This window comes from Saccharothrix longispora, assembly GCF_030852425.1.
Classification (GTDB): Bacteria; Actinomycetota; Actinomycetes; order Mycobacteriales; family Pseudonocardiaceae; genus Actinosynnema; species Actinosynnema longispora.
On record NZ_NSDM01000001.1, the window covers coordinates 360,984 to 371,934 of the forward strand.

Genomic DNA, 10,951 nt, shown 5'->3' on the forward strand with positions numbered 1-10,951 from the left:
TCGAAGCCCGTGCGGATGTCCTCCGCGCAGCCGTGGGGTAGCAGCCGTGGAGTGGCAGCCGTGGAGCGCCGCCGCGCGTACTCCAGCACCACCCCTGACTCCCAGCACCACCCCTGAACTCCCGTTCCTGCCGACCGCGCCCCGGCACGAACGGGTGAAGGTCCCGTCGCAGCGCTGCCCCCGCGGCGATCGGGACCGCACAGGAACCTGCGGCAGGGGACGCCAATCCCTGGAGCGTCCCCGCCGCAGGTCCCACCAGGCACCGTCGGGTTCCGGCTCATCGAGGGGCTGCGCCGGACCCGACGGGACAGACACGATCGGGTGATCACCTCCCCGACCATGTACGCAATCGGGATCTCGCGCATCGGTTGACGTGAGGAACCCCCGGGCGACCACCCCCGAGCTACCGCCTCCGGGCGATCCCCTCCGGGGCGACCTCCTCCGGGGACCCCCGGGCCGCGGACCGACGGCTCAGGCCACCGGCACGGCCAGGTCCTCCTCGGCGGCCACCCCGGTGCCGGCCACCGCGGCGGCCACCAGGCCCAGTCGGCGGGCGGCGTCCCGGAGGACGTCCGGCGGTTGGACGAACGGGAGGCGCAGCCAGCGCTCGAAGCCGCCGTGTGCGCCGAAGCGGGAGCCCGGGGCCAGGCGGATGCCGTGGTTCTGGGCCACCACGGCGATCCTGGTGCTCACCGGCGCGTCCAGTTCGCACCAGAGGCTCAGGCCGCCGGCCGGGCGGCGGAAGTTCCAGGTGGGGCAGTGTTCCCGCAGGCCGGCCATGAGGACGTCGCGTTGTCCGGCCAGCCCGGCCCTCCGCTCGCGCAGGGCCGGGTCGGGGTTCGCCAGCAGTTCGGCCAGCACCAACTGGTCGACCACGGCGGAGCCCAGGTCCAGGGCCGCGCGCGTGGAGATCAGGCGGTGGACCACCTCGGGTGTGGCCCTGATCCAGCCGATCCGCAGGCCGCCCCAGTGGGACTTGCTCGCCGACCCGAGGGTGATGACGAGGTCTTCGGCGAACTTCGCCATCGGGGGCGGGCCGTCCAGGGGGTCACCGTCCAGGTCCAGTTCGCAGACGGTCTCGTCGATCACCAGCGGGGTGCGGGCCCGGCGGGCCGTGTCGGCCAGTTCCGACCTGCCGGCCTCGTCCATGCGGTGGGCGGTGGGGTTGTGGAAGTCCACGACCAGGTAGGCCAGGCGGGGTGCGGCTTGGCGCAGGGCCGCCGCGATGCCGGGCAGGTCCCACCCGGTGTCGGTCATCGCCACCGGCACGGGGATGGCGGACACGGCCTTGATGGCGTCGAGGGCGTTCGGGTAGCTCGGCTGCTCGACCAGCACCCGGTCGCCCGGGCCGGTGAACAGGCGCAGGACCAGGGCCAACGCGTGCTGGGCTCCGCTGGTGACCACGATCTGGTCCGGTGACGTGGGCAGGCCTCGTGCCTCGTAGCGGGCGGCGATGGCCCGGCGCAGGTCCGGGTGGCCGTGCTCGTAGTAGCCGTGGTCGGCGAGGTGCTCGGGCAGGTGGCGGCGCACCGAGTCGAACGCGGCCAGCAGCCCGGGGAGCGCGGGCGGTGCGGCTCGGGCGAAGTCGACCATGCTGTGGCCGACGAGCGGGGTGTCGGGGACTATGCCGAGCGCGCCGGTCGGCAGGCTGATCCACGACCCGGCGCCCCGGCGGCTGGCCACCAGGCCTTCCTCGCGCAGTTGGTCGAGGGCCGCGGTGATCATGGTGCGGCTGACGGGGAGCGCGTCGGCCAGTTCGCGCTCGGCGGGGAGGCGGGTGCCGGCGGGCAGGCGCCCGTCGAGCACGAGCAGCCTGATCGCGGCGGCCAGGTCGGACGAGCCCTGCCGGGCACCTCGGCGACGCCACTCGCCGAGCAACCGGGCCAAGCGGAAACCGGAAATGCGTCCACCTGGTGGGACCTCAGGGCTCATGAAGCCAATTAATCAAGAGTGGTCCTGGATTGCAAGGCCAATGGACACGAAGTATGGCCACATGCTCGCCGCACTCACCTCTGTTCCCGTCACCGTCTCCCCGCTCCGCCGCGTCCCCCAGCTCCTCGCGGGTCTGGTGCTCTACGGCGCGAGCATGGCGTTGCAGATCCGCGCGACCCTCGGCCTCAACCCGTGGGACGTGCTGCACGAGGGGCTGACCGGGCGCACCGGCCTGAGCTTCGGCACGGTCACCGCGCTGGTCGGCGTGCTGGTGCTGCTCTGCTGGATCCCGCTGCGCCAGAGGCCGGGTGTCGGCACGGTGGGCAACGTCGTCGTGATCGGCGTCGCGGTGGACGCGTGCCTGGCGGTCCTGCCCGCACCGCACGGGCTCGTGCCGCGGATCTCGTTCCTGGTGGCGGGGGTGGTGCTGAACGGCCTGGCCGCCGCCGTCTACATCGGGGCGCGGCTCGGTCCCGGCCCGCGCGACGGCCTCACGACCGGGTTCTGCGCGCGGACCGGGACGTCGCTGCGCCTGGTGCGCACGGTGGTGGAGCTGGGCGTGCTGGCGGTCGGGTGGCTGCTCGGCGGCACCATCGGTGTCGGCACCGTCCTCTACGCGGCGGCCATCGGACCGCTCACCCAGGCGTTCCTCCCCCCGGTCACCTGGGTGAGCGCGCGATCAGCTTCCTGACCTCGGCGTACTCCACGCCGCGCGCGCCCAGCACCTCGGCGACGAGGCCGTGGCCGGCGAGCAGCGCGAGGACGAGGTGCTCCTCGCCGAGGAAGTCGTGGCCGAGGTCGCGCGCTTCGAGCAGGCTGCGTTCGAGGGTCTTCTTGGCGGCGGCCGTGAAGGGCAGGTGGTTGCCGAAGAACCGGCGTCGACGCCGGGGCGCCCCGGCCAGCGCGCCCTCGCCGTGGGTGCGCTCGACGGAGGCGACGATGGCGTCGACGTCGATGCCGAGCCCGCGCAGCGCCTCGGTGTCGGCCTCGCTGAGCCCGCCCTTGCGGCGGGCGGCGGCGAACGCCCCGACCACCTCGTCGCGGGGCAGGTCGAAGGTCGCGAGCACCGGCGCGTCGAGCACGGCGAGCGCCAGGTGCTCGGGTCCGATCTCGTGGGCGTCGAGGCGTTCCGCCTCGACGACGGCGTCGTGCACGGCCTTCCGGGCCGCCTTGGTGAACCTCTCGCCGATCATCGGACTCCCCCGTGCTTCTTGTGGACGGCCTGCCGGCTGACGCCCAGCTCGGCCGCGATCTCCTGCCACGACCAGCCGCGGGCGCGGGCGTTGCGCACCTGCACGGCCTCCAGCGTTTCCAGCAGTCGGCGCAGTGCGCTGACCGCGCGCAGCCCGACCCTGGGGTCCTGGTCGCCCGCCGCCGAGGCGAGCTGTGTTGCCTCCGTCATGCCGTCAACTTTGGTTGACACAACGAGGGTTGTCAACCCCGGTTGACGCGGTACGCTCGGGCACCGATGCCCGAGATCACCACCGCCGAACGCGCCGGCGTCGGCCTGGACGGCCTGCCCCGCCCCACGGAGGACCGCGTCGTCGTCCTCCCGAACGCCGTCGTGCTCCTCGACGGCGCCACCTCGCCCACCCCGCGCGAACGCGACGGCGGCTGGCACTCCCGCCACCTCGCCGAGCAGTTGGCCAGGACCGGTGGCCTGCACGGCGACCTCGCCGACGACCTCGCCGCCGCCATCACCCGACTGCGTGACGAGCACGGCCTAGTCCCCGGCGACGCCCCGTCGTCCACGGTCGCCGTCGCGCGGTGGACCGACACGACCGTGGACGTGCTCGTGCTCGCCGACAGCCCGGTGGTGGTCTTCGCCGACGACGGCGCGCACGTCGTCGCCGACACCCGGCTGAGGGACCTGCGCGGCCGGGTCGACCGGATCACCGACTGGCGCAACCGCGAGGGGGGCTGGTGGGTGGCCGAGGCGGACCCGGCGGCGGCGCACCGGGCCGTGCGCCGGACCTGGCCCCGGCACGAGGTGCGCGCCGTCCTGCTCGCGACCGACGGCGTGGCGTGCGGGGTGGACGACTACGGTCTCTTCACGGACTGGCGGGAAGTGGCGGAGATCACGTCGAAAAATGGCCCCGAAGCGGTGCTGGACGCGATTCGCGTCGCCGAATCGGGTGATCCGGACCGGACGAAGTGGCGACGTTCGAAAGTGCACGACGACCAGGCGCTGGCGTTCGTCCGATTCCGCTGACGAGCCGGCGGTTCTCCACCCGGAAAATGGAAAAGCCCCGGCGGGTAATCCGCTGGGGCTTTCTCCTGGGAGCGTGGCCAGGGGCGGGGTCGAACCGCCGACCTACCGCTTTTCAGGCGGTCGCTCGTACCAACTGAGCTACCTGGCCAGGCAGCCGCCCGGCCTTGCAGCCGAACTGCCTTGCGACCCAGACGGGACTCGAACCCGCGACCTTCGCCGTGACAGGGCGACGCGCTAACCAACTGCGCCACTGGGCCTTGCTGTACTGCGTCCTGCTGCACTGCTGATCCTACTGTACTACGTGCCCCCAACGGGATTCGAACCCGCGCTACCGCCTTGAAAGGGCGGGGTCCTAGGCCGCTAGACGATGGGGACCCAGTTCCTCCGGCAGCCCTTGGGCCACCTTTTCCCAGGCCCTCCACGCTGTCCGGTGGAAGCATCGTAAGCATAGGGCACGATGCCTCGCAGCTCCAAAACGGGGGTCCGACAAACGCCTGACCTGCGATTCCTGTTCGCCCGAAGCACGCCCAGGGGCGTTTGGGCGCCCACTCGGCGGCCGATCGCCTCCCGATCCCCCCCGATCGCCCGCCGCTCGACCGCCACCCGGTGTCGCGGTGCGGCGCGGCGGCACGACCACGCCCCGTCCCGACCCACCCCGGCCGGCGCGGTCGGTCACCGGGGTGCCGTCGCCCGGACACGACCGGGGCGCCCCCTGGTCGTGCGGGCGTTGCCCGGCCGAAAAGCGCTGGGTATGTTCCGAAGCGGCCCACCCGAGACGCGCTTCCGGGGGGTGCGCGTCTCGGATGGGTCGCCACCTGCGCGTCTAGCGTTGAACGGGTGGCGCGCCCCCGTCCTCACCCGGCGACAGCCCGAGCATGTCGAGCAGCAACCGGCAGTCCTCGGCACTGGTGGCCCCGCGCGCGACGGACAGCCGCGCCCGGTGCACCTGCTCGTCCGAGATCCGCGATGGTTCACCGGTCCGCTGGGCGGGCACTCCCGCACCGCCCGGCCTGGACGTGATGTCGTCCTGGTTCCACAGGAACTGACGTACTTCTAGGGACCCGCTCATGACGCCTCCCCGACTTGAGGTTGGCGCGAGGCTAAGCGAGCCCGTCGAACCGCCGCAGCCCCCCGGAGAGTGATTCAGGTGCGACGGAGTGTCACTTTCCGTGTGGGTCGCTTGGCGCCGGGCGACGCGTGGTGTGCTTGGCGCGAACGAGGAGGGTGGAACCCATGACCGAACCGGTACCGGCGCAGACGCCGGAACCAGCGGCGACGGATGCAGCAGCGAGGACGCCCCCGGCCGCCGGCACGCCGTCGTCGGATCAGCCGCGCGACGAGACGCCGAACGCCGACCCGCCCCCGGACGGCACCGGGCAGCGCGCGGGGCAGGAGCAGTTCGGCGGCCTCTCGCTGGCGGACATCGAGGCGGACATCGACCGGCTGATGAACGACAAGATGAGCGAACTGGACGGGATGCTCGCGGGCCTGGAGGAACTGGTCCAGCGACTGGAGGGCGAGATCGCCCACCTGGAGCCCCCGGCGGACGACACCTCTACCCCCTAGGGGTATCGTCGACGGTGGCCGGCACCGACGAGGAGACGAGGACCCATGTCCGTCACCAGCACCTACACCGTCAAGGGCATGACCTGCGGGCACTGCGCCAGCTCCGTGACCGAGGAGTTGGTCGACGTCGAGGGCGTGACCGGCGTCGACGTGGCGCTCGACTCGGGGGCGGTCACCGTGACCAGCACCCGGGAGCTGTCGCGCGACGAGGTCGCGGCCGCGATCCGCGAGGCCGGGTACAAGCTCGTATGACCAGCACGGAGACCAGGCGGCGCGTCGAGCTCGCGATCACGGGCATGACGTGCGCATCCTGCGCGAGCCGCGTCGAGCGCAAGCTGAACAAGCTCGACGGGGTCACCGCGTCGGTGAACTACGCGACCGAGAAGGCGGGTGTCGACTTCCCGGTCGGCATGGCGGTCGCGGACCTGGTCTCCACCGTCGAGGCAGCCGGGTACGGGGCGTCCGCGCCCACCCCGGCGCCCGAGGGGCCCGTCGAGGACGACCACGCCGCCGAGCTGCGCCTGCGGGTCGGCGTCGCGGCGTTCCTCGGCGCGCCGGTGGTCGTGCTGTCGATGGTCCCGGCCTGGCAGTTCCCGGCCTGGCAGTGGTTCTCGCTCGCGTTGGCGAGCGTGGTCGTGTGGGTGTGCGGGTGGCCGTTCCACCGGGCCGCCGCGGTCGACGCCCGGCACGGTGCGAGCACCATGGACACGCTGGTGTCGATGGGCGTGCTCGTGGCCTACCTGTGGTCGGTCTACGCCCTGGTGCTCGGCGAGGCGGGCGAGCTGGGGATGCGGCACGGGTTCAGCCTCGTGCCGCGGCCGTCGACGACCGGTGACGTCTACCTGGAGGTCGCGGTCGGCGTCACGGTGTTCCTGCTGCTCGGCCGGTGGCTGGAGGCCCGTGCGAAGCGCCGGGCGGGCGCGGCGCTCGCGGCTCTGCTCGCGCTGGGCGCCAAGGACGTGGCCGTGCTGGACGAGGACGGCCGGGAGACCCGCGTCGGGGTGGACGCCCTGCGGACGGGCACGCGCTTCGCCGTGCGGCCCGGTGAGCGGATCGCGACCGACGGCGTGGTGGTCGAGGGCTCGTCGGCGGTGGACCGGTCCGCGGTCACCGGCGAGTCGGCGCCCGAGGAGGTCGGGGTCGGCGACCGGGTGGTCGGCGGCACGGTCAACGCGGGCGGCAGGCTCGTCGTGCGGGCCACGAGCGTCGGCGCGGACACGCAGCTGGCGCGGATGGGGAAGCTGGTCGAGCAGGCGCAGTCGGGCAAGGCGGACGTGCAGCGGCTCGCGGACCGCGTCTCCGGCGTCTTCGTGCCGGTGGTGCTGGGCATCGCGGCGCTGACGCTCGCGGGCTGGCTGCTGGCGGGTCGCCCGCTGGAGTTCGCGGTGACGGCGGCGGTCGCGGTGCTGGTGATCGCGTGCCCGTGCGCCCTGGGCCTGGCCACGCCGACGGCGCTGCTGGTCGGCACGGGTCGGGGCGCGCAGCTCGGCATCCTGGTGAAGGGCCCGGAGGTGCTGGAGTCGACGCGCCGGGTGGACACGGTGGTGCTGGACAAGACGGGCACGGTCACGACGGGTCGGCCGACCCTGGTGGACGTGCTGCCGGCGCAGGGCGTGACGCGCGCCGAGCTGCTGCGCGCGGCGGGCGCGGTGGAGCACCCGTCGGAGCACCCGGTGGCGGCGGCGGTGGTGCGCGGCGCGGGCGCCGAGGTGGGCGAGCTGCCCGCCGTGGAGGACTTCGCGAGCACGCCGGGCGTCGGCGTGACCGCGGTGCTGGGCGGCCGCCGGGTGACCGCGTCGCGCCCGGGCCACGCCGGGTTGCCCGAGGACCTGGCCTCCGCGGCCGCGGAGGCGGAACGGGGTGGCCGCACGGTCGTCGCCGTCACGGCCGACGGCCGGCCGCTGGGCCTGCTGACCGTGGCGGACGAGGTGAAGCCGACCAGCGCGCGGGCCGTGCGCGAGCTGCGGGCGCTGGGGCTGACGCCGATCCTGCTCACCGGCGACAACGAGGTGGTCGCCCGCGCGGTGGCCGCCGAGGTGGGCGTGGACGAGGTCGTCGCCGGGGTGCTGCCCGCCGGGAAGGTCGCCGTGGTGGAGCGGTTGCAGGCCGAGGGCCGCGTGGTGGCGGTGGTCGGCGACGGCGTCAACGACGCCCCGGCGCTGGCGAAGGCGGACCTGGGGCTGGCCGTGGGCACCGGCGCGGACGCGGCGATCGAGGCGGGGGACCTGACGCTGGTGCGCGGCGACCTGCTGGTGGCGGTCGACGCGATCCGGCTGTCCCGCCGCACGCTGCGCACGATCAAGGGCAACCTGTTCTGGGCGTTCGCCTACAACGTGGCGGGGCTGCCGCTGGCCGCGCTGGGTCTGCTCAACCCCATGCTGGCGGGTGCGGCGATGGCGTTCTCCAGCGTCTTCGTGGTGACCAACAGCCTGCGGCTGCGCGGGTTCCGCGGGATCGCGGGCTGAAGATTTACCGCGAACCCACTCCCCTCGTCCGGGTGCGCGTGCAACAATCCGATTTGCTGACACACCCCCGGTCAGCACCTGTGGAGATCCCCTCCGGCCCCCGCGTTCCTCCCCCTGGCGCGGGGGCCTCTCCATGCACACAAGTGTGACCCAGGCCACAGTTTACCCGGTTCCGCAATCCAACCGTTATCGTGGCGCGGTGCCTCTTGGATCGCTAGGACGCTCGAAGTCCGGCCGGCATCGCCCGCCACACCGTGAACAGCAGGAAGAGCTCGTCCCCGACGAGGAGCTCCAGTCCTACCTCGCGGCGCTGGCACCGGAGACCGCGGACGCGGAGACCACGGGCGCCGGCAACAGCTTCGGCAACGCGCAGGTCTACCAGCTCCGCCTCCAGCTGATGGCGAACGAGCAACTGAAGGAACTGGCCGCCGAGCGGCAGACCTCCCCCCAGGCGCTGGCCACCGAGTGGGTCATGCAGCGGTTGGAGTGGGAAGCCCGCCAGCGCGGCTACTGACCCCGGGACCGACCCCCGGAACGACGTGGACAGGCCCCCGACCGGAACCGGTCGGGGGCCTGCGTCGTGCTGTGTGGGGACTTCGGGGGGAGCAGCCCCGGGTGGGATCAGACCTTGCGCACGTTCTGGGCCTGCGGACCCTTGGTGCCCTGCCCGATCTCGAACTCGACCCGCTGGTTCTCCTCCAGGGTGCGGAACCCCTGGCCCTGGATCTCCGAGTAGTGCACGAAGACGTCCGGCCCGCCGTTCTCCTGGGCGATGAAGCCGAAGCCCTTCTCGGAGTTGAACCACTTGACAGTGCCCAGTGCCATGTACCTGCCTCCATCGCAGGGAAGCTTGGGGCTGCACCGTGCAACCCCGGCCGTCCCGGGGGCGTTTCCCCCGCTGCCACCAGCGGGGACGGCACGCCCGCGTGTCGTTCCGCGAGCGTGAGACACGAACACAGAAACCACGGCCTGCGTTGCCGAGGGTATCGGTTGGGTGACCTTCAGCACTACCGTTCGGCCGCCTTTGGTCAGCCCGGGATCAGCCCCGCCCCGGAGGGGCCTACTTCTCCGTCACCTCGGGCGGTTCGGGCAGCTCGACGTCGGCCTGGCCGATGTTGCGCTCCAGGGCGGCACGCCACTCGCCGGTGCTCACCATCTTCTCCAGCGCGGCGTTGACGTCCGCCCGGCCCTTGCCGTCCTCCTTGCGCAGGCCCACGCCGTACCGCTCGGTGGTGAACGGCTCGCCGACGAGCTTGAGCAGCTCGGGGTTCTCCGCCACGTACCCGGCGAGGATCACCTCGTCGGTGGTGACCGCGTCGACCTTGGCGGCCAGCAGCGCGGTGACGCAGTCGGAGTACTGGCCGTACTCCACCAGCTCCACGTCGTTCGCGAACTGGTCCTTGACCTTCTGCGCCGACGTCGAGCCGGTCACCGAGCACAGGCGCTTCCCGTCGAGGTGCGCCGGGTCGGTGATCTCGGTGTCGCCGAACCGCACCAGCAGGCCCTGCCCGGTCTGGAAGTACGGGCCCGCGAAGGCGACCTGCTCCTTGCGCTTGTCGGTGATCGAGTAGGTGGCGACGACGAAGTCGACGGCCCCCTCGGTGATCAGCTTCTCGCGGTCGGCGGAGCGGGCCTCCTTCCAGGTGATGTCCTTCTCCTCGACGCCGAGCTGCGCCGCCACGTACTTGGCGACGTCGACGTCGAAGCCGACGAACTTGCCGTCGAGCCTGCGCTGGGCCAGGCCGGGCTGGTCGAAGCGGATGCCGATGGTGAGGTTGCCGTCGTCCGCCCTGCCCTCCAGCGTGCCGTCGTCGGCGCCGCCGCACGCGGCGCTGGAGAACAGGGCTGCCACCACGGCGGTCACGGGCAGCAGTCGTCGCAACAGCATGGGTTGCGTACCTCTCGGGTGCTCGGGGAACGCGGCGCGGATCGACGCGCCGGACGTTCCCCATGCTAAGCAAGCGCAGGGGGATCTTCGGTGCGACGAAGGTCGCACCGACCCATTCCGCTGGGCCGTTCGGCCCAACCGGGCCTGTGAGCCGGCCTACCCGGTCGTGGAGGCGTCGTCGTCCGGCTGGTGGAGCGCGCCGGACCCGACGTGAGCGGCCGACCACCTGCGGTGACGGGCGGGGCGTAACGCGCCGGCCCGCGCAACCGATTCCACGTGACACCGTGGAACGCTGGAGCGGGTGCTGGGATGAGCAGTGGCAGACGGACCCGGCCGGCCGGCGCGGCGCTCGTGCTCGCGTCCGCCGGGCTGGTGGCATTGGCCATGCTCGTCGACGGACCGCGACCCGTCGACGCGCGCCGGGTCGACCTGCGCCCGGCCGGTCCCGCGGAGGTGCTCAGCGCGACCTTCACCACCACCGTCCAGGTCGCGCGGTCCACGACCCCCGTGGTGGTGGTAGCGCCCCCGCCGCGCCCCGAGCCGCCCCCGCCCCCGCCGGAACCGCGGCCGGTCGAGGAGACCCCGGCCGAGCAGCCGCCGGCGCCACCGGACCGGCCGCCGCCCCCCGGACCGCCGCCGCCACCACCGCCCCCGCCCCCGCCCCCGCCGCCGGGCGGCGAGAACTGCGACCCCGCCTACACCACCGACGGCGTCTGCGTGCCGCGGTGGTTCCCGCGCGGGGTGTGGGACCGCTGCGGCTGGTTGCAGGACCAGGGCGTGACCCGGGTCGAGGTGCGCGGCCGGGACCGCCACCACCTCGACCTGGACCGCGACGGCGTGGCCTGCGAGCGGTTCGACTAGCGACCCGCCCGGCGGTTCGACCGGCGG

At 73.2% G+C, this 10,951-nt stretch carries 13 protein-coding genes and 3 tRNA genes; 7 read left to right on the top strand and 9 right to left on the bottom strand.

Annotated elements, in window-relative coordinates:
- Positions 1–471: 471 nt before the first annotated feature.
- Entirely contained in the window at positions 472–1,932 is a 1,461-nt protein-coding gene (gene yczR, locus CKY47_RS01900; RefSeq protein WP_306743831.1) for a MocR-like transcription factor YczR, read from the bottom strand.
- Between the two features lie 61 nt (positions 1,933–1,993).
- Here yczR and yczE point away from each other — a divergent pair, with 61 nt between their 5' ends.
- The gene (gene yczE, locus CKY47_RS01905) at positions 1,994–2,623 is read left to right on the top strand and encodes a membrane protein YczE (protein ID WP_306743832.1); all 630 of its coding nucleotides are present in this window, start codon (positions 1,994–1,996) and stop codon (positions 2,621–2,623) included.
- On the opposite strand, the gene CKY47_RS01910 is transcribed toward yczE, so the two are convergent.
- Positions 2,592–3,125 (bottom strand): Clp protease N-terminal domain-containing protein, encoded by a 534-nt coding sequence (locus CKY47_RS01910; RefSeq protein ID WP_306743833.1) that lies wholly within the window; start codon positions 3,123–3,125, stop codon positions 2,592–2,594. The two genes, yczE and CKY47_RS01910, sit on opposite strands and share 32 nt — an antisense overlap.
- A complete protein-coding gene (locus CKY47_RS01915) occupies positions 3,122–3,334 on the bottom strand; it encodes a helix-turn-helix domain-containing protein (protein ID WP_306743834.1) in 213 nt (70 codons plus the stop codon). Before CKY47_RS01915 ends, CKY47_RS01910 begins: the two co-directional genes overlap by 4 nt.
- Before the next feature lie 66 nt (positions 3,335–3,400).
- On the opposite strand from CKY47_RS01915, the gene CKY47_RS01920 reads away from it, so the two are divergent.
- Entirely contained in the window at positions 3,401–4,144 is a 744-nt protein-coding gene (locus tag CKY47_RS01920; RefSeq protein WP_306743835.1) for a protein phosphatase 2C domain-containing protein, read from the top strand.
- Positions 4,145–4,218: 74 nt separating this feature from the next.
- Here the strand turns inward: CKY47_RS01920 and CKY47_RS01925 are convergent.
- The 4 genes from CKY47_RS01925 to CKY47_RS01940 form a co-directional block, all read right to left on the bottom strand.
- Positions 4,219–4,292 (bottom strand) — tRNA-Phe (locus CKY47_RS01925).
- A 35-nt stretch (positions 4,293–4,327) separates the two neighbouring features.
- A tRNA-Asp gene (locus CKY47_RS01930) sits at positions 4,328–4,401 on the bottom strand.
- Between the two features lie 45 nt (positions 4,402–4,446).
- Positions 4,447–4,519, bottom strand: a tRNA-Glu gene (locus CKY47_RS01935).
- 448 nt (positions 4,520–4,967) lie between these two features.
- Entirely contained in the window at positions 4,968–5,213 is a 246-nt protein-coding gene (locus tag CKY47_RS01940; protein ID WP_306743836.1) for a hypothetical protein, read from the bottom strand.
- 164 nt (positions 5,214–5,377) lie between these two features.
- Here CKY47_RS01940 and CKY47_RS01945 point away from each other — a divergent pair, with 164 nt between their 5' ends.
- The 4 genes from CKY47_RS01945 (at position 5,378) to CKY47_RS01960 (ending at position 8,689) form a co-directional block, all read left to right on the top strand.
- On the top strand, positions 5,378–5,710 hold the full coding sequence (locus tag CKY47_RS01945) for a hypothetical protein (RefSeq protein ID WP_306743837.1): 333 nt from the start codon (positions 5,378–5,380) through the stop codon (positions 5,708–5,710).
- 45 nt (positions 5,711–5,755) lie between these two features.
- A complete protein-coding gene (locus CKY47_RS01950) occupies positions 5,756–5,962 on the top strand; it encodes a heavy-metal-associated domain-containing protein (protein ID WP_306743838.1) in 207 nt (68 codons plus the stop codon).
- Positions 5,959–8,175 carry a heavy metal translocating P-type ATPase gene (locus CKY47_RS01955; protein ID WP_306743839.1) on the top strand — a complete coding sequence of 739 codons (2,217 nt, stop codon included), beginning with the start codon at positions 5,959–5,961 and terminating at the stop codon, positions 8,173–8,175. Before CKY47_RS01950 ends, CKY47_RS01955 begins: the two co-directional genes overlap by 4 nt.
- Positions 8,176–8,374: 199 nt before the next feature.
- Positions 8,375–8,689 carry a hypothetical protein gene (locus CKY47_RS01960; RefSeq protein WP_306743840.1) on the top strand — a complete coding sequence of 105 codons (315 nt, stop codon included), beginning with the start codon at positions 8,375–8,377 and terminating at the stop codon, positions 8,687–8,689.
- Positions 8,690–8,796: 107 nt separating this feature from the next.
- Here CKY47_RS01960 and CKY47_RS01965 read toward each other — a convergent pair whose 3' ends face one another.
- Together CKY47_RS01965 and CKY47_RS01970 are read right to left on the bottom strand one after the other, a co-directional pair.
- A complete protein-coding gene (locus CKY47_RS01965; RefSeq protein WP_015105489.1) occupies positions 8,797–9,000 on the bottom strand; it encodes a cold-shock protein in 204 nt (67 codons plus the stop codon).
- A gap of 235 nt (positions 9,001–9,235) precedes the next feature.
- A complete protein-coding gene (locus CKY47_RS01970; protein WP_306743841.1) occupies positions 9,236–10,063 on the bottom strand; it encodes a glutamate ABC transporter substrate-binding protein in 828 nt (275 codons plus the stop codon).
- A 309-nt stretch (positions 10,064–10,372) separates the two neighbouring features.
- Between CKY47_RS01970 and CKY47_RS01975 the strand changes: the two genes are divergently transcribed.
- Entirely contained in the window at positions 10,373–10,924 is a 552-nt protein-coding gene (locus CKY47_RS01975) for a hypothetical protein (protein ID WP_306743842.1), read from the top strand.
- Positions 10,925–10,951: the final 27 nt, after the last annotated feature.